Genomic DNA, 20,375 nt, shown 5'->3' with positions numbered 1-20,375 from the left:
TGGCGTCAGGCGAGCCAGTCCGGCACCCGGTCGAGCGCGATCAGCGCGTCGGCATCGAGCCGCGGCCGCACCACCGCGGATTCGCTACCGCGTACAAGCACTTCCGGGATCAGTGGGCGGGTGTTGTAGGTGGAGGACTGTACCGCGCCGTAGGCGCCCGCGGTCATCACCGCGACCAGATCGCCGGACTTCAGCGGCGGCAAGCGCCGCGACAAAGCCAGGAAGTCGCCCGATTCGCACACCGGACCGACCACGTCCGCGACTATCTGCCCCGCATCCGGGGCCGTCTCGCGCACGGCCACAATCTCGTGATGCGCCTCATAAAGCGTCGGCCGGATCAGGTCGTTCATCGCCGCATCGACGATGACGAAGGTCCTGCCCTCGCCTTCCTTCACATAGATGACGCGCGAGACCAGAACCCCGGCATTGGCGACGATAAGCCGCCCGACCTCGAAGACGAGGCCAAGTCCGAGATTATGGGTGTGGCGCTTCACCAGCGCGGCATAGGCCGCCGGCAGCGGCGGGTCCGGCTCGCCGGCGACATAGGGCACGCCGAGCCCGCCGCCGAGATCGATATGGCTGAGCTTGTGGCCTGCCGCCATCAGGTCCCGCGCCAGTTCGGCGAGCAGGGCCGTGGCATTGTCGAACGGCTCGAGATCGATGATCTGGCTGCCGATATGCATGTCGACGCCGGTGATCCGGATCCCCGGCAACTTGGCGGCGTAGCCATAGACCTCGCGGGCCCGCGAGACCGGAATGCCGAACTTGTTCTCCGACTTGCCGGTGGAGATCTTGGCGTGGGTCTTGGCGTCGACGTCCGGATTGATGCGCACCGACACCGGCGCCACCGCGCCGCGGGCGGACGCCACCTCGGACAGCGCCGCCAGCTCCGGCTCGCTCTCGACATTGAAGCACATGATGTTCGCGTCGAGCGCAGCGGCCATCTCCTCGCGGGTCTTGCCGACGCCGGAGAACACGATCTTCGAGGCCGGAATGCCAGCGGCCAGCGCCCGCTTCAATTCGCCACCGGAGACGATGTCGGCGCCGGCACCGCACTTGGCCAGCGTCGCGATCACCGCCTGGTTGGAGTTCGCCTTCAGCGCGTAGCACAGCGTCGCGCGCACATCGGCGAACGCCTCGGTGAAGACGCGGTAGTGCCGCTCCAGTGTCGCCGTCGAATAGACATAGAACGGCGTGCCGACGCTTGCCGCCAGCTCTTCAAGGCTGACGTCCTCGGCATGGAGGACGCCGTCGCGATAGGCGAAATGATGCATAGGAGCGTGTCTTGGGAGCGTGTCCGGGCTCTAGAGCAGCCCGTCGAGAATGAACGGACGGTCGGGCTTCACCGGGCCGGTGTCTTTCGGCTTGGCGGTCTTGTCGCCGGGATGCGTCTGCGCCGCGGTCACTTCGGGAGGCGGCTCCAATGGCCCCTTCACCCCGCAGCCGCCGAGCGCGAGCGCCGCGCCACAGGCGGCCAGGAGAAGAGCGGAACGCAGCGAAGTACGAAGCACGGACGGGTTCCCGGTGGAAGCGGCTGCACTATAGCGAAGGCGGCGGGAAAGGCGAGCCGTTACCGTACCGAGAGCAACGGACGCCAGATACCTATGCCTCAAATGTCACGACCACCGGCACGTGGTCGGACGGCCGCTCCCAGCCGCGCGCCTCGCGCACCACGCTCATGGCGCGGGCAGTCGGCGCGAAGGCCGGGCTCGCCCACACATGATCGAGCCGCCGGCCGCGGTCGGAGGCCGCCCAGTCGGCGGCGCGGTAGCTCCACCACGTATAGAGCCGCTCGCTCGGCGGGATGAAGTTGCGCATCACGTCGACCCAATTGCCCGCCGCCTGGAGGCGGCCGAGGCGGTCGACCTCGATCGGCGTATGGCTCACCACGTCGAGCAATTGCTTGTGGCTCCACACATCGGTCTCGAGCGGCGCGATGTTGAGGTCGCCGACCATGACCGAGCGATGCTCCAGCTCGGCCCGGTGCAGCAATTCCCAGCCGATCGCCTCATCGAGGAAATCCAGCTTGTGGCGGAATTTCGGGTTCTCGTCGGGATCGGGAATATCGCCGCCGGCGGGCACGTAGAAATTATGGATGGTCACCGGATCCTTGAGCCCGGCCGCGCCGCCCAGCGTCACCGCGATGTGGCGGGCGTCGCCCTTGTCGCAGAAGCCCTGCTTGCTCACCTCGTCGAACGGCAGCTTGGAGAGTATGGCGACGCCATGCCAGCCCTTTTGCCCGTTGATGGCGACGTGCGGGTAGCCGAACTTGCCGGCCTCCTTTGCCGGGAAGCGGTCGTCCGGGCACTTGGTCTCCTGGAGGCAGATGATGTCGGGCTGGTGCTCGGCCGCGAGCTTGCCGACGAGCTCGATGCGCAGGCGCACCGAATTGATGTTCCAGGTAGCGATGGAGAGCTGCAAGGGAGGGGCTTTCAAGGGCGGGAATCGGCCGGGAGACTAGAGAGGTCGCGGGGAAGGTTCAAACGTTCACACCAAGCCACGTCATCCTGAGGCGCTTGGGCAAAGCCCGAGCCTCGAAGGATGCCCATCCCCGATGGCCGCTATTGCTTCAACATCCTTCGAGGCTCGCTGACGCTCGCACCTCAGGATGACGTGGCGCTTTAGGGAATAAGCGGCCGCGCCCTACTTGTCCCGGTTGATGACGAACATCATCGGGTCGGGCTTCTCGGCGGTGTTGAGGTTGTAGACCGCCACCGTGGTGTCGTAGCCCTGCGGGTCCGTCACCGTCCACTGCTTGAGTTGCAGCGTCTTGGCATCGAACATGATCATCAGCCGGTAGGTGCCTACCGCCGGCTGTTTCTCTTCCAGCACCACGGTCGCGAACACGTCGTCCTGATAGACGCCGACCACATTGCTGTTGCGGGAGAGGTCGAGATTCTCCGACAGCAGGAAGCGCAGCGGGGTCGCGGAGAGCGGGGTGATGTCCTGCGTCTTCAGGCGCTTGTCGCGCACCGAGACCGAGCGGCCGTCCGCCACCAGTACCACCTGGCTCGGCGGGTTGTATTCGAACAGCACGCGGCCCGGCTTCAGAATGTAGAAGGTGCCCTTCTTGCGGGACCCATCCGGATCGACCTGCGTGAAGGTGCCGGTCATGGTCTTGAAGCTGTTGAAGTAATTATTGATCCGCTCGACCGTCGCCGCCGCCGCGCGCGGACCGCCGGGGCCGGTTGCCGCTGCGATCTGGGTCGGGTCGGGGTCCGGTGCCTGGGCTGCGGGCGCGGGAGCGGCCGAAGCAGCGGGAGCCGCGGCGGCGGTCGTGGCCGGCGCACGCGTCGGCGCGGCGCCGGCGTCCTTCTGCAGCGGCGCCGGGGTCGGCAATGGCGCCTCGGTCGGCAGGCGCACAGGCGCGGCAGGAGCGGCCGCAGCCGCCGGGCGAGCGGCGGGAGCGGGAGGCGCGGCTGGCACGGGTACCGGCGCCGCCACAGGCGCGCCGTCCGGCACGTTGCCCGGCGGCAGCAGGATGCCGCCCGATTGCTGGGCCGTCGCGGTCACACCGCTCAGCGCAAGGACGAGGCAGGCGGCAGGCAGAACGAGGCGCATGACGTGCTCTCTCGGCGAGCGGCAAAACAGGATGCGGCAAACAGGACGCGAGCCCCCACGCATCACCACGCGGTAGCCTTCCCCTGTGGCGATCCTGTGGCCCGACAAAATGGGTTGGAGCCCTATCCGCCCCGATGGGACCATCCGAGCGATAAGATAGTGCTCCAAAGTCGACAATGTGGAGCATGTTCCGATCGCAAAAGTCTTCCAACTTTTGCGGAACATGCTCTGCCAGGATCAATACGTCTCGGCGTCGCCGCGCTCCACCAATATTTCGCGCTTGCCGGCATGGTTGGCGGCACCCACCAGCCCCTCGCGCTCCATCCGTTCCACCAGCGAGGCGGCGCGGTTGTAGCCGATCTGCAGACGGCGCTGGATGTAGGAGGTGGAGCACTTCTTGTCGCGCATCACCACCGCGACCGCTTGGTCGTAGAGATCGCCACCCTCCTCGCCGAACGAGCCCTTGTCGAACACCGCGCCGTCCGCACCCTCCTCGCCGCTCTCGTCAAGCTCGGTGGTGACGGCGTCGAGATAGGCCGGCGCGCCCTGCGACTTCAGGTGCTCGACCACGCGCTCGACCTCCTGGTCGGAGACGAACGGGCCGTGGACACGGGAGATACGCCCGCCACCGGCCATGTAGAGCATGTCGCCCTGGCCGAGCAGTTGTTCCGCGCCCTGCTCGCCGAGGATGGTCCGCGAGTCGATCTTGCTGGTGACCTGGAAGGAGATGCGGGTCGGGAAGTTCGCCTTGATGGTGCCGGTGATGACGTCGACCGAGGGCCGCTGCGTCGCCATGATCAGGTGGATGCCGGCGGCGCGGGCCATCTGGGCGAGGCGCTGGATCGCGCCTTCAATGTCCTTGCCGGCGACCATCATCAGATCGGCCATCTCGTCGACCACGACGACGATGTAGGGCAGCGGCGCCAGATCCATTTCCTCGCGCTCATAGACCGCTTCGCCGGTCTCCTTGTCGAAGCCGGTCTGCACGGTGCGCACGATGGCTTCGCCCTTGGCCTGCGCCTCGACGACGCGGGCATTGAAGCCGTCAATATTGCGCACGCCGACCTTGGACATCTTCTTGTAGCGCTCCTCCATCTCGCGCACCGCCCATTTGAGGGCGATCACCGCCTTCTTGGGATCGGTGACGACGGGGGAGAGCAGATGCGGGATGCCGTCATAGACCGAGAGTTCCAGCATCTTCGGATCGACCATGATCAGCCGGCACTGGTCCGGGGTCATCCGGTAGAGCAGCGACAGGATCATCGTATTGATGGCGACCGACTTGCCCGAGCCGGTGGTGCCGGCGACCAGCAGATGCGGCATGCGGGCGAGATCGACGATGACCGGCTCGCCGCCGATGGTCTTGCCGAGCGCGATGGCGAGCTTGTGCGCGGTCTCGCCGAAATCCTTGGCGGTGATGATCTCGCGCAGCAGCACCTTCTCACGCTTGGGGTTCGGCAGTTCGATGCCGATGGCGTTCTTGCCGGGGATCACCGCGACGCGGGCGGAGATCGCGCTCATCGAGCGGGCGATGTCGTCGGCAAGGCCGATGACGCGGGAGGACTTGATGCCCGGCGCCGGCTCCAGCTCATAGAGCGTGACCACGGGGCCAGGGCGCGCATTGGTGATGGCGCCGCGCACGCCGAAATCGTCCAGCACGCCCTCGAGGTCGCGGGCATTTTCCTGCAGCACGTCGTTCGGCAGCGCCGGCCCCTTGACCGGTGGGGCCACAGTGAGCAGGTCGACGGGCGGGTGCTGATAACGGCGGCGGGCCTCCTCCGCCTCCAGCCGTCCACCCTTGATGGAGCGCAGCGGCGGGCGCTTGCCCTTGGCTCGGGCGGGAGGCGGCGCCTCCTCGATCTCGTCCTCGTCGTCCACGTCCTCGGCGTCCGGCGGATAGACGGGCTCGACTTCGGGCAGCAGCATCGCATTGCTGCCGAAGCGCGGCTCGACCCGGCTGCCACGGGCAGGGGTCACCGGGGCATCCTCTTCGTCGAAGCCGAACGCCTCGCGGATCGCCGCCATCACGCCGCCCTTCTCGCGGCCCGGCTCGCGCGCCTTGCCGCGCGCGGTCCAGAGCTGCGCCTTCAGGGCCAGCAGGCCATGGGCGAGCGCACCGAGCGAGAGGCCGCCGCGCGGCTCGTCGTCGTCCTCATAGACCGGCGCGTCCTCGTCGATCTCCGGCTCTTCCTCCGGCACCGCATTGAAGCCGAAGCCGACGGCGACCGGGAGCGCGGCCAGGGCACCGGCGAGGCAGACCGTGCCGGTGATAAGATAGTCGAGCGCGATCAGCCAGTTGTTGCGGAACGCCAGCGGAATCGAGAGCACGCCTTCGCCGAGCACGCCGCCGAGCCCGCTCGGCAGCGGCCAGCCGGAAAGCCGCGGCAGGCAGGCGGCGAAACCGGCGGCGAAGATCACGCCCAGCACATAGGCACCAAGGCGCAGCTTCTCGCGGCGCGGCCGGCGATGGGTGAGGATGAGCCAGCCCCACATCAGCAGCGGCAGCACCGCGGCAAGCGCGGCAACACCGAACAGCTGCATCAAGAGGTCGGCGACGACGGCACCGGGGCGGCCCAGCAGATTGGCGGGATCGGCGGCACTGGAGCGCGAGAAGCTCGGATCCTCGGCCGACCAGCTCGCCAGCGCCACCAGCAATATGGCGGACACGGCAATGAAGCCGAGCCCGATGATCTCGGCGGCACGGCGGCGCAGCAGGCGCTTCAGCTCTTCGGGCAGCAGATCGATGCCGGACGCCGGGCGGGTCATGGACATCGCGTTGCCGCGCGGCGCACGTTCGCGCGGGCTGCGCTGGACGTTGCCGCGATAGCTGCCGGAACTCATTGTCTGCGCCCGCATCGCGTTACTCCTCTGCGCGCCCATCGCCGTTCCCGCTCCCCGCTTCACGACAGGCCGACGACGAGGCGCGCCAGGGCGTCCTCGGTCGTCGCAAGATCGTGCACCAGCGCCACCCTGAGATAGTTCGTGCCCGGATTGCGGCCCTGCGCATCGCTGCGGCACAGATACCCGCCCGGCACGGTGCGGATACCCTCGCGTCGCCACAGCGTCAGCGCCGCCTGCTCGCCGCCGCCAACCGCGGAGACGTCGAGCCACAGGAAGAAGCCGCCATCCGGACGGGAATAGCCGAACCGCCCGGCCAGCAGCCGGTCGGCAAGATCGAACTTCGCCTTGTAGAGGTCGCGGCTGGCGGTCACATGCGCCTCATCGGCGAAGGCGGCGATGCCGACATGCTGGATCGGCTCCGGCACCTGCGGCGCGGCGACATTTCGGAACTCGGCAAAGGCTTCCATGAAGGCGGCATCGCCGGCGCAGAAACCGCAGCGCAGGCCCGGCAGGCTGGAGCGCTTCGACAGCGAGTTGAAGGCGACGACCTTGGCATAATCCGGCCCGGCGACTTCGAGGATGCCGGTGGGCGCTTCCTCGCCCAGCCAAATCTCCGAATAGCACTCGTCGGACAGCACCATCACATCGTGCGCGCGGGCGATTGTCACCAGGCGGGCGAGATAGTCCCTCGGGGCGATAGTGCCCTGCGGATTGGCCGGCGAGGCGAGATAGATCGCCACCGTCCGGTTCAGCAGTTCCGGGGTCAGAGCGTCGAGGTCCGGCAGCCAGCCGCCGCCTTCGGGAAGCGGCAGCGGCACGCTCTCGCAGCCGGCGGCCTCGGCGCCGGCGCCATAGGCGGCATAGAACGGGTTCGGCAGCAGCACCCGGGGTGCCTTCTGCTTCTCGGGCGAAGCCAGCCTCCGGGCGAGGATGGCGGCCGAGAACAGGCCTTCGCGCGAACCGTTCAGCACCAGCACCTCGCGCTCGGGATCGAGCGGGCGCGGCAGCGTATAGCGGCGCGCGCTCCAGTCGGCGGCGGCCTTGCGGAAAGAAGGCAGGCCCTTGCCGGCGGGATAGCGGCCGAAGCCGGAAAGATTGGCGGCGAGCACCTCGCCGACGAAGCCCGGCATGGCGTGCTGCGGCTCGCCGACGGCAAGGCTGAGCGCCGGCTTGCCGGGCGCGATATCGGCCAGCAGCTCGGCGAGGCGGACGAAAGGCGAGCGCGCCGCCGGCCCCGCATCCACGACGGGCGGGCGGTCTATGCTGTTGGCGGGCACGGCCTTGGTCTCACTCAACGCGACGCTCACACGCTTTTATTGGCCCGGCGACCTTAACCAACCGGGGTAAAGGCGCCCTTAACCATGGCCGGCATGGGAACGGCGCAGGGCGGCGGAACCAAGGCGATCAGGATCGTGTCCACAGGACGCTTGTCCGAAGCCCCTTTCCCCAATGCCGTCATCCCGGCCGGAGCCCGCAGGGCGGAGAGCCGGGATCGCGTGAAGTCCCGCGCAACACCTTCCTGCGATCCCGGATATGGCCTTGCGGCCGTTCCGGGATGACGAATAGTGGCCGAAAACAAAAGGCCCCGGTCTTGCGACCGGGGCCATGGGCCTGGCAGCGGCGCGCGACGCGCCGCGGCCCGGGAGGATCTCAGGAGTGGTAGGCCCGCTCGCCGTGATCGGTGATGTCGAGGCCTTCGCGCTCGCGCTCCACCGACGGACGCAGTCCGACGATGATGTCGACGATCTTGTAGAGGATCGCCGAGCCGACGCCCGACCACACCAGGGTGATGAGCACGGCCTTGACCTGCGCCGTCACCTGGGTGGTCATGTCGTAGGCCGCAACCGCGCCGGCGACATAGTCATAGATGCCGGTGCCGCCGAGGTTGGGATCAACCAGGATGCCGGTGCCGATGGCGCCGAAGATGCCGCCCACGCAGTGCACGCCGAACACGTCGAGCGCATCGTCATAGCCCAGCGCATTCTTGATGCTGGTGCAGAAGATGAAGCAGACGACGCTGACGCCGAGGCCGAGGATCAGCGAGCCCATGATGCCCGCAAAGCCGGCCGCCGGGGTGACGGCGACGAGGCCCGCGACGGCACCGGAGACCACGCCGAGCATGCTCGGCTTGCCCTTGACGATCCACTCGACGAACATCCACGACAGCGCCGCGGCGCAGGTCGCGATGAAGGTGTTCATCATGGCGAGCACGGTGAGCGGAGCGGCTTCGAGGTTCGAGCCGGCATTGAAGCCGAACCAGCCGACCCACAGCAGGGAGGCGCCGATCATGGTCATGGTCAGCGAGTGGGGCGGCATCAGTTCCTTGCCGTAGCCGGTGCGCTTGCCGACCAGCAGGGCGCCGACGAGACCGGCGATACCGGCATTGATGTGCACCACGGTGCCGCCGGCGAAGTCGATGGCGCCGAGCGAGAAGATGTAGCCGGTATCCGACAGCACCGCGTCGAGGGCGCTCTGGGCGGCCTGCTTGGCGGCCGGGTCGGTGGCGGCGGCAAGGGCCTTGGCAGCGGCGTCAACCGCGTCCGGTCCGGCCCAGTACCACACCATGTGGGCCATCGGGAAATAGATGAAGGTGACCCAGAGCGGCACGAACAGCACCACCGCGGAGAACTTCACGCGCTCGGCGAAGGCGCCGACGATCAGCGCCGGGGTGATCATGGCGAAGGTCATCTGGAAGGCGATGAACACCAGCTCCGGAATGGCGACGCCGACCGAGAAGGTCGCGCCCAGCGATTCCAGGCCGACGCCGTGCAGGAACGCCTTGGAGAAGCCGCCGACGAAGGGCGAACCACCGGTAAAGGCCAGGGAGTAGCCGTAGAGCACCCAGATGATGCCGACGATGCTAACGGTGTAGAACACCTGCATCAGCACCGAGAGCATGTTCTTGCCGCGCACCAGACCGCCATAGAACAGCGCAAGGCCAGGAACCGACATCATCAGCACGAGGATGGTGGAAACCATCATCCAGGTCGTGTCGCCCTTGTTGATGGTCGGCCCGGGGGCCGCGGCCGGCGCCGCCACCGCGGCGTCCTGGGCGTGGGCGGCGGCTGCCACCAGCGCCACTGCCGCCAGCACGGGAAGCCCCGCGCTTATCCATTTCTTCATCGTCATGAGTTGAATGCTCCGTCGCAATCTGGATGTCGGATCAATGGCGCTGGTTCAGAGGGCGTCGACGTCGGTCTCGCCGGTGCGGATGCGCACCGCCTGGTCGATGGCGTAGACGAAGATCTTGCCGTCGCCGATCTGGCCGGTCTTGGCCGAGGCGGTGATCGCCTCGATGACCTTTGCAACCTGATCGGAAGCCACGGCCACCTCGATCTTGAGCTTCGGCAGGAAGCTCACGGCATATTCGGCGCCGCGATAGATCTCGGTGTGCCCTTTCTGCCGGCCATATCCCTTGACCTCGGTAACGGTCAGTCCGTGCACCCCAATGCCGGTGAGCGCATCCCGGACTTCCTCAAGCTTGAAGGGCTTGATGATAGCCATGACGATTTTCATGGGTTCCTGTCCCCGCTTGCCCCGAGCCGAAATACGCCGGCCAGGGGTGTTTCATGTCGGACTCGGCCAGGCGGGTTTTTGGAGACCCTTCGGACAAGCCGGCACCGAGGAATTCAAGTCGCGTGCCAAGCGAGGGAAATGAAGCGTTTCCAGTGGTTCGCAGGCCGTATCAACCAGCCGGCCGTGGGCGCTTTGCCACAAACCGGCCACATCGCAGCGATCGACGCTGCTTAATTATTCATCGCCACAACGAACAGGCGAATCGGCAAGATTATAAAATGATCAATCGCCTATTTACTAGGCAAAACCGCAACCGGGCGTATCAGCCCTTCCTGCGCCACCGACGCGACGAGGCGCCCGCCCCGGTCATAGATCAGCCCACGCGCCAGCCCGCGCGCGCCGCCGGCAAACGGACTGTCCTGGGCATAGAGCAGCCAGTCATCGACGCGGAACGGTCGATGCAGCCACAACGCGTGGTCGAGGCTCGCGCCCTGAATGTTGTCGCCGAGCACGCTGTTGCCGTGCGTGACCAGCGCGGTCTCCAGCAGCGTCATGTCGGAGGTGTAGGCCAGTACCGCCCGATGCAGCCCCGGATCGTCGGGCAGTTCGCCCGCGGCTCGGAACCAGACATACTGCACCGGCTCGCGCGGCGGCGTGCCGGTGTAGTGGCCGAGGCTCACCGGCCGCAACTCCACCGGGCGCGGGCGCGTCCAATAGGTCCTCACCCGTTCGGGCAGCTTGGCGAGCATCTCCTGCGGCAGGTCCGCGACGCTCGTCAGCGCTTCCGGCGGGGGCACCCCCTCGGGCAGCGGCAGCTGGTGCTCGAAGCCGTCCTCGCGCTTGTGGAAGGAGGCGGACATCACGAAGATCGGCCGGCCGTGCTGGATCGCCACCACCCGCCGCGTGGTGAAGCTGCGGCCGTCGCGCACCCGCTCGGTCTCATAGATGATCGGCACCTGCGGATCGCCGGGCAGGATGAAATAGGCGTGCAGGGAATGGGCGTCGATGTCCTCCACCGTGCGCTGCGCCGCCACCAGCGCCTGCGCCAGCACCTGCCCGCCGAACACCCGCCCGACATGGGTGCGCCAATTGGTCGGCGCGTTGCGGGCGCGGAACAGATTGGTGTCCAGCGTCTCGAGATCGAGCAGGCTGACGAGTTCGGCAAGGGTGGACATGCGCGCTCCGGGAACTAGCCCGGCCATAGCCTGGCTATAGCCGCGCTTCCATTTTGCTTGGATGTTGCTACGGCATATGGTGCGGCCCGGACAATGGTACGAAGAGACATTCTGCCATGCAGAAAGAATTAGAGCGGCAGGATGTGGCGATCGCCGGCGGCGGCCTTGCCGGGCTGACGCTGGCGCTGGCCTTGCGCCACGGCCTCGGTGCGGACGCCCGCATCCTCGTCGCCGACCCGACCCTCGGCCGGACCGCAGGCGCCGACGACATGCGTGCCCATGATCTGCGCGCCTCCGCCATCGCCGCCGGCGCCCGGCGCCTCCTGGAGGCGCTCGGCGTGTGGGAGCGGATCGCCGGCGAGGCCCAGCCGATGCGCGCCATGGAGATCACCGACAGCAAGGTCGGTGATGCCGCGCGCCCGGTCTTCCTCGCCTTCGATGGCGATGTCGCACCGGGCGAGGCCTTCGCCCATATGGTGCCGAACGCTTTGCTGCAGGACGCGCTGACGGATGCCGCCCGCGCCAAAGGCATCACGCTGCATCCTGCGGGGATCGCCGATTTCACGTCGAAAGACGCCGGCATCGCGCTCACCACGGTCGACGGGGTGAAGCTTGCGGCCAGCCTGCTCTGCGCCTGCGACGGCGCCCGCTCCAGGCTGCGCGAGCGCGCCGGCATCGGCACCGTCGGCTGGACCTATCGCCAGTCCGCCATCGTCTGCACCGTCGGCCACGAGCGCGACCATGAAGGCAAGGCGGTGGAGCATTTCCTGCCCGCCGGTCCCTTCGCCTTGCTGCCCTTGACCGGCCGGCGCACCTCGATCGTCTGGACCGAGACCACCGAGACCGCAGGGCAAATGCTCGCTCTGCCGCCGGCCTTCTTCCATGACGAACTGGAACGCCGGTTCGGCCTCCAGCTCGGCACGATCACCGTGCTCGACAAACCCCGCGCCTTCCCGCTCGGCTTCCAGATGGCCCGGCGCTTCATCGCCGACCGGCTGGCGCTGGTGGGGGATGCCGCGCACGCCATCCACCCGATCGCCGGCCAGGGGCTGAACATGGGGCTGCGCGACGTCGCCGCGCTTGCGGAGGCGGTGACCGACGCCGCCCGGCTCGGCCTCGATATTGGCGGGCCGGACGTGCTGGAGCGCTACCAGCGCTGGCGGCGCTTCGACACGCTGGCCATGGGGGTGGCGACCGACGGGCTGAACCGGCTGTTCTCCAACCGCTCCGACGTGCTGCGTCTCGCCCGCGATGTCGGGCTCGGGCTGGTGGAGCGGCTACCGCGCCTGAAGGACGCCTTCATCCGCGACGCCGCCGGCCTCACGGGCGCGGTGCCCAAGCTGATGCGCGGCGAGGCGCTTTGACCCCAAGTCGTCATCCCGGCCGAAGGCGAAGCCGCAGAGCCGGGATCGCGTGAAGTCCCGCGCAACACCTTCTTGCGATCCCGGATCGGCCGTTCCGGCCGTCCGGGATGACGGCCTGGTGGGATAGGATCAGCGCTTGCCGACTTCGCTCTCGTCGAGCGGACGCGCCTCGTCGGCAAGCATGATCGGGATGCCATCGCGGATCGGATAGGCGAGCCGTGCGCTGCGCGAGATCAGCTCGTGCTTCTCGCGGTCATATTCCAGCGTGCCCTTGGTCACCGGGCAGACCAGTAGCTCGAGCAGCTTCGGGTCGAGCGCATAGCCGGCATGGGCGGGCGTGACGGCGGGATCGGTGTTCATGACAGTTCCGGCATTGGACAAGGCGATGGGCAAGGCACGCCTGACATTCGCATCCGCACATGTCAGAAGAAAGTCATCTTCCGCCGCACCCGGTGTCATGGATCCGTCGCTCGACCTCGCCCCCGAACCGCGCCTCAATGGCGAAACCGTGCAGCAATGGGCATTCCGCCGCCTGCGCCGCACCGTCATGTCCGGCCGCTTCCCGCCGGGACGTGCCGTCACCATACGCGGCCTCGCCGAAGCGCTCGGCACCTCGCCGACACCGGTGCGCGAAGCCCTGCGGCGGCTGGTGGCGGAGCGCGCGCTGGTGCTGCTCGACAATCGCCGCGTTCGTGTACCTGAGATGACGGCGCAGCGCTTCGAGGAACTGGTGGCGGTGCGCACGCTTCTGGAGACCGAAGCGGCGGCGCGCGCCTTGCCCAGTGCCGACCCCGCCTTCCTCGGCCGGCTCGCCGGCCTCAACCGCGCCTCAGACCAGGCGGTCGCCGACGGCGATGTCGAGGCGATGATCGAAACCAATCTCGCCTTCCACGCCGCGCTCTACGGTTCGCCGCCGGACAATGTGCTGCTGCCGCTGATCGAATCGGTCTGGCTGCAGATCGGCCCGTTCATGCGCATGGCGCTGGCCGATCTCGACCGCCATTATCCGGTGGACCGCCACGCCGAGGCGCTGAGCGCGCTGGAAGCCGGCGACGAGCCGGCGCTGCGCCGCGCCATCGAGGCCGACATCCGCGACGGCATCGGCCACTTGCAGGCGCAGTTGAAGTGAAGGGAGATTCCCTCTCCCCGTTGGGGAGAGGTGGCCCGCGAAGCGGGTCGGTGAGGGGGAGCACGGCCGAGAACGCCCCTCACCCCAACCCTCTCCCCGACGGGGAGAGGGAGTGAGCCGGCCTCGAAGCACGCAGGCGCGTTCAGCCCGTCGCCTTGAGCGCCGGCGTGCCGCGCCGCCGTTCGGCGGCGAGCCGGGCTTCTGCGCCGAACGCGATGAACAGCCCGGTCGACAGCCGGTCCTGCCAGAAGCGCCATTCCGGATGCCATTGCACCGCCATGGCAAAGCCGGGCGCGTCCTTCACCCGGAACGCCTCGACCAGGCCGTCATCGGCCTGCGCCTCGATGATGGCGCTGTCCGCCAGCCGGTCGATGCCCTGGCCGTGCAGCGAGTTCACCGTCCAGCGGTCGGCGCCGGCGAGCCCGGCCAGCAGGCCGCCGGGCGTCAGCGCCACCTCGTGCGCCGGCCCGTATTGCTCGTCGATGGAGCGCGTCGCGTCCTCACGATGGTCGAAATGCCCCGGCTGCTCGTACACCTTCTGGTGCAGGCTGCCGCCGAGCGCGACATTCATCTCCTGGAAGCCGCGGCACACGCCGAGGATCGGCACGCCGCGCGCGATGGCGGCGCGGATCAGCGGCAGCGAGAGGTCGTCGCGAAAGGGATCGGACGGCAGCGGCGGGTTATAGGCCGCCGCGCCATAATGCGTCGGCGCAACGTTCGACGGGCTGCCGGGCAGGAAGATGGCGTCGACCAGTTCGAAGATCTCCTCCAGCACCAGGCGCTCCGGCGCCATGTCGCCGTCCACCGCCGACATCTGCCCGGGCAGCAGCACCGGCAGCGCCTGCGCACCACGCGCCACCGCATAGAGATACTTCTCGGTCACGCCAGGAGGACGTGGCCGCCGCTTGCCTTCACGTCGCTGACGACGCCGATCACTGGACGCATCATGGTGCCCTTGCACTGGTTGGCGCGGATGTGGCCCCGCCGATCGGCGCTGTCAACCGCGTGACTTGCCGTCGGCCGCCACGGGCGGGTAGAACCGCGCCATGCCAGACAACACGCCCCTCTCCCGCGATGAACTCCTCGCCCGGCTCGACGAGCTCGGCATCGAGGCGACCACCATCGACCATCCGCCGCTGTTCACGGTGGAGGATTCGCAGACGTTGCGCGGCGACATCCCCGGCGGCCACACCAAGAACCTGTTCCTGAAGGACAAGAAGGGCAGGATCTTCCTCGTCGTGGTCGAGGAGGAGACCCGCGTCGACCTCAAGTCGCTGCATATTCCGCTCGGCGCATCGAGCCGGCTCTCCTTCGGCAGCGCCGAATTGCTGGAGGAGGTGCTGGGGGTGAAGCCGGGCGCGGTCACCGCCTTCGGTCCGGTCAATGACACCACTGGGCGCGTCACCGTGGTGCTCGACGCCGAGCTGATGCGCGAGGAGCTGGTCAATTGCCACCCCTGGTGAATACCTCCACCACCACGCTGCGAAGCGCCGACCTCTTGCGCTTCCTGCGCGCCACCGGCCATGAGCCGCTGGTGATGGAAATTCCCCGCCGCGCCGAAGAAGCTGAACCCGCCGGTGAGGCGTGAAAGAGTTGCATTTGCACGGCGACGAACCATCTTAGGCGCGAACGCGCGGTAGAATTTCGAGGAAGAACCATGCTGCTGAACCAGCCCGCCACTCCGGGCGATGCCTCGCCCGCCGCCGACGATATGGTGATTGACACCACGACCCGTACCTTCATGAAGGATGTGGTCGAGGAATCCCGCAAACGCCCGGTTCTGGTGGATTTCTGGGCCCCCTGGTGCGGGCCCTGCAAGACCCTCACGCCGGTCATCGAGAAGGTGGTGCGCGCCGCCAAGGGCAAGGTGCGCCTCGCCAAGATGAACACCGACGAGCACCCGGCCGTCGCCCAGCAACTCGGCATCCAGTCGCTGCCAACGGTCTATGCCTTCGTCAACGGCCAGCCGGTCGACGGCTTTACCGGCGCGCAGCCGGAGAGCCAGGTGCAGGCGCTGGTCGACCGCCTCGCCGGCGGCGCGGCCGGACCCGATCTCAAGGAATTGCTGGAGAGCGGCGAAGCGGCGCTGGCCGAAGGCGATGCCGCGGGCGCCATCGAGGTGTTCGCCCATGTGCTCGGCGAAGAGCCCGGCAACGTCAAGGCAATCGCCGGCATCGCCCGCGCCCAGCTTGCCGCCGGCTCGCTCGAACAGGCCAAGGCGACGCTCGCCACCGTGCCGGAGAGCGGCGTGAATGACGCCGCCGTGGCCGCTGCCCGCGCCGCCATCGAATTGGAGGAAGCAGCCGCTTCGCTCGGCGATGCCGGCGAATTGCAGGCCAGGGTCGCCGCCAATCCGCTCGACCACCAGGCTCGCTTCGACCTCGCTTTGGCGCTGAACGCCCGCGGCAAGCGCGAGGAGGCGATCGACGAATTGCTCGCCATCGTGAAGAAGGACCGCACCTGGAACGATGACGGCGCGCGCAAGCAGCTGGTGCAGCTCTTCGAGGCGTGGGGTCCGACCGACGAGTTCACGCTGCTTGGCCGGCGCCGGCTGTCCTCCATCCTGTTCGCCTGAAAACCAATACGCGACCTCATCCTGAGGTGCGAGCGCAGCTCGCCTCGAAGGATGCTCAAGCAGAAGACGGCCATCGGGACGGACATCCTTCGAGGCCGCTTCGCGGCACCTCAGGATGAGGTCGTAATGTAGGAACGAGTCCTTCGCCCATCCCGGGCGCAGGAACAGGCTGCGGGGGGACGCCGATGCCGATCAATCGCCCGTATCGCGGGCCCGACGAGTTGCCGGCACTCATCCCGCTGTTCCCGCTCGACGGCGCGCTGCTGCTGCCGCGCTGCCAGCTGCCGCTCAACATCTTCGAGCCGCGCTATCTCGCCATGGTGGACGACGCACTCAAGGGCGAGCGGCTGATCGGCATGGTGCAGCCGGATCCGGACGCCAATACGCGGAGCGTGCCGTCGCTGGCGGCGGTCGGCTGCGTCGGCCGCATCACCGAACTCGCCGAGAGCGGCGACGGGCGCTATTTGATGAACCTCACCGGCATCGCCCGCTTCCGCATCGTGCGCGAGCTCGGCGCCCTGGCGGCCTACCGCCAGGCGCAGGTGGACTATGCCTTCACCGATGATTTCACCCCGAACACCGGCGCCGACGCGGTGGACCGCAAGGGCCTGCTGCGCACGTTCGCCGACTATTTGAAGGCCAAGAGCCTCGATGCCGACTGGGACAGTGTCAACCAGGCGCCCAACGAGGCGCTGGTGAATGGCCTGTCGATGATGGCGCCGTTCGGCCCGCGCGAGAAGCAGGCGCTGCTTGAGGCGCCGGACCTGAAGACCCGCGCCGATATCCTGGTCGCGGTGACCGAGATGGCTCTCGCCCGCACCACCGACGAAGGCGAGGGCCCGCTACAGTAGTAAGCCTCGCCAGAAGGCGTCATCCCGGCCCCACGGATCTTGCCTGCGGCAAGCCCGAGGACAGGCTCCGCGCAGCGTAGAGCCGGGATCGTTGTCAGCAAGAAGCGCGCGCTCGTCACGCGATCCCGGATCGGCGCTGTGCGCCGTCCGGGATGACGACTGGACTTCCTACTCTGCCGCGACCGGCCGGGGCGGCAGATGCGGCAGCGGGTGCGGCCCGGCCACCACCTGACCGCCTGGGGCCGCAACATGCTCCTCCGGCTCGTCGCGCTCGCCGACGAAGCGGCCGAACAGGCGGCCGGCAATGCGGCGCACATCGTCCATCAGCGTGAACACCGCCGGTACGAACACCAGCGACAGCACGGTCGAGGCGATCAGCCCGCCGATCACCGCGATCGCCATCGGCGCGCGGAAGGCGGCACCCTCGCCGAGGCCGGCGGCGGACGGCAGCATGCCCGCGGCCATGGCGATAGTGGTCATCACGATGGGCTGCGCGCGCTTGTGGCCGGCATCCATCAGCGCCGTGGTGCGGTCCTTGCCCTCCTTCATCGACTCGATGGCGAAGTCGACCAGCAGGATGGCGTTCTTGGTGACGATGCCCATCAGCATCAGGAAGCCGATCACCACCGGCAGCGTCATCGCGTTGTTGGTGAGCAGCAGCGCCACGAAGGCGCCGCCCACCGAAAGCGGCAAGGCGACCAGGATGGTGATGGGCTGCAGCACGTCGGCGAACAGCAGCACCAGCACCGCCAGCACCAGCATGATGCCGGCACCCATGGCGGTGGCAAAGCCGCCGAACACCTCGGCCATGATCTCGGCGTCGCCGGCTTCCTTCAGCACCACGCCGGTCGGCAGGTTCTTGGCCCCCGGCAGGGCATAGACCTCGGCCAGCGCCTCGCCGAGCTGGGTATTGCCGACCAGATCGGCCTCGATGGCGACGCGGCGCGCGCGGTCATAGCGGTCGAGGCTCGACGGGCCGACGCCGAAATTGAGGTCGGCAACCGAGGACAGCGGCACCGAGGCGCCCGACGCGGTACGCACCTTCAGCGTCTCGAAGGTGGAGAGATCGGCGCGCGCACCTTCGTCGAGCTGCACCCGGATCGGGATCTGGCGATCGCCGGCGGAGAATTTGGCGAGGTTCTGCGACACGTCGCCGATCGTGGCGATGCGCACCGTCTCGGCGATGTCGGCAACCGAGACGCCGAGCTCGGCGGCTTCCGCCAGCTTCGGCACCACACGCAATTCCGGCCGCTCCAGCGCAGCGGAGGTGACGACATTGGTGAGGCCCTTCACCTTGGCGCGCACCTCGCGCTCCAGCTCCAGCGCCGTCTTCTCGACCACCGCGCCGTCGGAGCCGGACAGGATGACGGTGAATTCGCGCCCACCCGGGCCGGCGCCGCCGCTGGCGCCGAAATTGAAGCGCAGGTCCGGCACTTGCGCGATCTCGTTGCGCATCCGCGTCTCGAATTCCTTCTGCGTCGCCTTGCGGTCGGCGCGGGGAACCAGATTGACGATCAGCGTCGCCTTGCGCACCTCGCCGGCCACCGCCGGCCCGCCGCCGGCGACGCCGGTGCCGGCGGTGACGAACACGCTGGAGACTTCGGGCTGCTGCTTGAACATGCGCGAGACCCGGTCGACCACGTCCTGCGTCGAGTGGATGGTCGAGCCGGGCGGCAATTCCAGCGCCAGCACCGAACGCGACACGTCGGCATTGGGGATGAAGCCGCTCGGCAGCAGGGTCGACAGGTACATCGAGCCGATGAACAGGCCGATGCCGCCGGCAATGGTGATCCAGCGATGCCGGATCGAGGAACGCAGCAGCGCGGTATAGCCGCGCATCACCAGGCTGTCCTCGGTCTCGCGATGGCCGTGGTCGCGCAGGAAATAGGCCGCGAGCATCGGGGTCAGCAGGCGCGCCACCAGCAGTGAGAACAGCACGGCGACCGCAACGGTGATGCCGAACTGCTTGAAATACTGCCCGGCAATGCCGCCCATGAAGGAGACCGGCATGAACACCGCGACGATGGTCAGCGTCGTCGCCACCACGGCAAGGCCGATCTCGTCCGCCGCCTCGATGGCGGCGCGATAGGGGGATTTACCCATGCGCATATGGCGCACGATGTTCTCGATCTCGACGATGGCGTCGTCGACCAGGATGCCGGTCACCAGTGTCACCGCGAGCAGGCTCACGCCGTTCAGCGAGAAGCCGAGCATGTCCATCACCCAGAAGGTGGGCAGGATGGAGAGCGGGATCGCCAGCGCCGAGACGATGGTGGCGCGCCAATCACGCAGGAACAGGAACACCACGATGACGGCGAGGATGGCGCCCTCGATCAGCGTGTGCATCGCCGACTGATAGTCGGCGTGGGTGTATTTCACCGTCGAATCGATCAGCGTGATGGTGACGTCGGGATGCCGAGCCTCGAGCTTGCGCAGCTCATCCTCGGCGTTCTGCGCGACGACGACGTCAGAAAAGCCCTTGGCGCGGTAGATGCCGAACGCCACCACCGGCTTGCCGTCGAGGCGCGCGAAGATGCGCGGCTCGGCGGCGCCGTCGGTCACGGTGGCGAGGTCGGCGAGCCGTACCTGCCGGCCCGAATTGGTGCCGCTGGCCGGCAGCGCGATACGGGTCTCGGCGAGGTCCTGCACGGTGAGCGCGCCGCCGAGCGTACGCACTGACTGCTCCTGCGTGCCGATCTCGCCGCGCCCGCCGGCGAGGTCGACATTGGTCGCCGCCAGCTGGCGATTGACGTCGGCCGCGGTGACGCCGAGCGAGGCGAGCTTGTCGGGATCGAGGGAAATACGGATCTCGCGATCGACACCGCCCTCGCGTTTCACCTGCGCGACGCCGCGCACGCTTTGCAGCGCGCGGATCACGGTGTCATCGACGAACCAGGACAGCTCCTCCGGCGACATGTTCGGCGCCGAAGCGGCGTAGGTGACGATCGCCATGCCTTCGACATCGACGCGCTGGATCAGCGGCTCCTCGATGCCTTTCGGCAGTTCCGTGCGGATCTTCGATACCGCGTCGCGCACGTCGTTCACGGCGCGGTCGACCTGCGTCTCCAGCTGGAACTCGATGGTGGTGATCGAGGTGCCTTCGGAGATCGAGGAGGTGATGTGCTTCACCCCCTGCACGCCCGAGACCGTGGTCTCGACACGCTTCGTCACCTGCGTCTCCAATTCGCTCGGCGCAGCGCCGGGCTCGGTGATGGTGACGGTGACGATCGGCAGGTCGATATTCGGCATGCGCGTGATCGGCAGCTTGTCGAAGGTGAACAGACCAAGCGCGGTCAGCACCACGAACAGCACGATCGAGGGTATGGGCTTGCGGATCGCCCAGGCCGATATGTTGAGTGCCAT

At 67.8% G+C, this 20,375-nt stretch carries 16 protein-coding genes and 1 pseudogene; 5 read left to right on the top strand and 12 right to left on the bottom strand.

The window, feature by feature from the left end; genetic code table 11:
- Positions 1–5 precede the first annotated feature (5 nt).
- From lysA to tesB, 9 genes are all read right to left on the bottom strand, one after another.
- A complete protein-coding gene (gene lysA, locus G3545_RS21360; protein ID WP_170015458.1) occupies positions 6–1,274 on the bottom strand; it encodes a diaminopimelate decarboxylase in 1,269 nt (422 codons plus the stop codon).
- A 30-nt stretch (positions 1,275–1,304) separates the two neighbouring features.
- On the bottom strand, positions 1,305–1,511 hold the full coding sequence (locus tag G3545_RS21355; RefSeq protein WP_170015456.1) for a lipoprotein: 207 nt from the start codon (positions 1,509–1,511) through the stop codon (positions 1,305–1,307).
- Between the two features lie 91 nt (positions 1,512–1,602).
- Positions 1,603–2,421, bottom strand: a complete 819-nt coding sequence (locus tag G3545_RS21350) for an exodeoxyribonuclease III (RefSeq protein ID WP_170018208.1) — start codon at positions 2,419–2,421, stop codon at positions 1,603–1,605.
- Positions 2,422–2,643: 222 nt separating this feature from the next.
- Positions 2,644–3,561: an outer-membrane lipoprotein carrier protein LolA gene (locus G3545_RS21345; RefSeq protein WP_246702514.1), complete on the bottom strand. Its 918-nt coding sequence runs from the start codon at positions 3,559–3,561 to the stop codon at positions 2,644–2,646.
- 237 nt (positions 3,562–3,798) lie between these two features.
- Complete coding sequence (locus tag G3545_RS21340; RefSeq protein ID WP_246702929.1) at positions 3,799–6,327, bottom strand: DNA translocase FtsK; 2,529 nt, start codon at positions 6,325–6,327, stop codon at positions 3,799–3,801.
- Positions 6,328–6,461: 134 nt separating this feature from the next.
- Complete coding sequence (locus G3545_RS21335) at positions 6,462–7,679, bottom strand: aminotransferase class I/II-fold pyridoxal phosphate-dependent enzyme (RefSeq protein ID WP_170018205.1); 1,218 nt, start codon at positions 7,677–7,679, stop codon at positions 6,462–6,464.
- A gap of 373 nt (positions 7,680–8,052) precedes the next feature.
- Positions 8,053–9,531, bottom strand: a complete 1,479-nt coding sequence (locus G3545_RS21330) for an ammonium transporter (protein ID WP_170015454.1) — start codon at positions 9,529–9,531, stop codon at positions 8,053–8,055.
- Between the two features lie 48 nt (positions 9,532–9,579).
- Positions 9,580–9,918 carry a P-II family nitrogen regulator gene (locus G3545_RS21325; protein WP_170015452.1) on the bottom strand — a complete coding sequence of 113 codons (339 nt, stop codon included), beginning with the start codon at positions 9,916–9,918 and terminating at the stop codon, positions 9,580–9,582.
- Between the two features lie 290 nt (positions 9,919–10,208).
- Positions 10,209–11,093: an acyl-CoA thioesterase II gene (gene tesB, locus G3545_RS21320; RefSeq protein ID WP_170015450.1), complete on the bottom strand. Its 885-nt coding sequence runs from the start codon at positions 11,091–11,093 to the stop codon at positions 10,209–10,211.
- A 116-nt stretch (positions 11,094–11,209) separates the two neighbouring features.
- On the opposite strand from tesB, the gene G3545_RS21315 reads away from it, so the two are divergent.
- Positions 11,210–12,457: a ubiquinone biosynthesis hydroxylase gene (locus tag G3545_RS21315; RefSeq protein WP_170015448.1), complete on the top strand. Its 1,248-nt coding sequence runs from the start codon at positions 11,210–11,212 to the stop codon at positions 12,455–12,457.
- Positions 12,458–12,586: 129 nt separating this feature from the next.
- Here G3545_RS21315 and G3545_RS21310 read toward each other — a convergent pair whose 3' ends face one another.
- Complete coding sequence (locus G3545_RS21310; protein ID WP_170015446.1) at positions 12,587–12,817, bottom strand: Trm112 family protein; 231 nt, start codon at positions 12,815–12,817, stop codon at positions 12,587–12,589.
- A gap of 97 nt (positions 12,818–12,914) precedes the next feature.
- Between G3545_RS21310 and G3545_RS21305 the strand changes: the two genes are divergently transcribed.
- A complete protein-coding gene (locus G3545_RS21305; RefSeq protein WP_170015444.1) occupies positions 12,915–13,586 on the top strand; it encodes a GntR family transcriptional regulator in 672 nt (223 codons plus the stop codon).
- Between the two features lie 142 nt (positions 13,587–13,728).
- On the opposite strand, the gene G3545_RS21300 is transcribed toward G3545_RS21305, so the two are convergent.
- Positions 13,729–14,469, bottom strand: a complete 741-nt coding sequence (locus G3545_RS21300) for a gamma-glutamyl-gamma-aminobutyrate hydrolase family protein (RefSeq protein ID WP_246702513.1) — start codon at positions 14,467–14,469, stop codon at positions 13,729–13,731.
- A 163-nt stretch (positions 14,470–14,632) separates the two neighbouring features.
- On the opposite strand from G3545_RS21300, the pseudogene G3545_RS21295 reads away from it, so the two are divergent.
- The 3 genes and pseudogenes from G3545_RS21295 to G3545_RS21285 all read left to right on the top strand — a co-directional run bounded on the left by G3545_RS21295 (position 14,633) and on the right by G3545_RS21285 (position 17,012).
- Positions 14,633–15,174: pseudogene (locus G3545_RS21295) on the top strand (prolyl-tRNA synthetase associated domain-containing protein).
- A gap of 69 nt (positions 15,175–15,243) precedes the next feature.
- Positions 15,244–16,161, top strand: coding sequence for a thioredoxin (gene trxA, locus G3545_RS21290; RefSeq protein WP_170015442.1), 918 nt, complete (start codon positions 15,244–15,246; stop codon positions 16,159–16,161).
- 185 nt (positions 16,162–16,346) lie between these two features.
- A complete protein-coding gene (locus tag G3545_RS21285) occupies positions 16,347–17,012 on the top strand; it encodes an LON peptidase substrate-binding domain-containing protein (protein WP_170015440.1) in 666 nt (221 codons plus the stop codon).
- Between the two features lie 168 nt (positions 17,013–17,180).
- Here the strand turns inward: G3545_RS21285 and G3545_RS21280 are convergent, their stop codons facing one another.
- Entirely contained in the window at positions 17,181–20,375 is a 3,195-nt protein-coding gene (locus G3545_RS21280; protein ID WP_170015438.1) for an efflux RND transporter permease subunit, read from the bottom strand.

Source organism: Starkeya sp. ORNL1 (genome assembly GCF_012971745.1).
Taxonomy (GTDB): Bacteria; Pseudomonadota; Alphaproteobacteria; order Rhizobiales; family Xanthobacteraceae; genus Ancylobacter.
The sequence above is the reverse complement of the archived record's forward strand: the minus strand, read 5'-3'. Positions and strand labels throughout refer to the sequence as shown.

What these genes read in the sequence shown, in the direction of transcription:
- lysA (WP_170015458.1), bottom strand. Translation starts at nt 1,274, where the DNA reads ATGCATCATTTCGCCTATCGCGACGGCGTCCTCCATGCCGAGGACGTC.
- G3545_RS21345 (WP_246702514.1), bottom strand. Translation starts at nt 3,561, where the DNA reads ATGCGCCTCGTTCTGCCTGCCGCCTGCCTCGTCCTTGCGCTGAGCGGT.
- G3545_RS21340 (WP_246702929.1), bottom strand. Translation starts at nt 6,327, where the DNA reads ATGACCCGCCCGGCGTCCGGCATCGATCTGCTGCCCGAAGAGCTGAAG.
- G3545_RS21330 (WP_170015454.1), bottom strand. Translation starts at nt 9,531, where the DNA reads ATGACGATGAAGAAATGGATAAGCGCGGGGCTTCCCGTGCTGGCGGCA.
- G3545_RS21325 (WP_170015452.1), bottom strand. Translation starts at nt 9,918, where the DNA reads ATGAAAATCGTCATGGCTATCATCAAGCCCTTCAAGCTTGAGGAAGTC.
- tesB (WP_170015450.1), bottom strand. Translation starts at nt 11,093, where the DNA reads ATGTCCACCCTTGCCGAACTCGTCAGCCTGCTCGATCTCGAGACGCTG.
- G3545_RS21315 (WP_170015448.1), top strand. Translation starts at nt 11,210, where the DNA reads ATGCAGAAAGAATTAGAGCGGCAGGATGTGGCGATCGCCGGCGGCGGC.
- G3545_RS21310 (WP_170015446.1), bottom strand. Translation starts at nt 12,817, where the DNA reads ATGAACACCGATCCCGCCGTCACGCCCGCCCATGCCGGCTATGCGCTC.
- G3545_RS21305 (WP_170015444.1), top strand. Translation starts at nt 12,915, where the DNA reads ATGGATCCGTCGCTCGACCTCGCCCCCGAACCGCGCCTCAATGGCGAA.
- trxA (WP_170015442.1), top strand. Translation starts at nt 15,244, where the DNA reads ATGCTGCTGAACCAGCCCGCCACTCCGGGCGATGCCTCGCCCGCCGCC.
- G3545_RS21285 (WP_170015440.1), top strand. Translation starts at nt 16,347, where the DNA reads ATGCCGATCAATCGCCCGTATCGCGGGCCCGACGAGTTGCCGGCACTC.
- G3545_RS21280 (WP_170015438.1), bottom strand. Translation starts at nt 20,375, where the DNA reads ATGGCACTCAACATATCGGCCTGGGCGATCCGCAAGCCCATACCCTCG.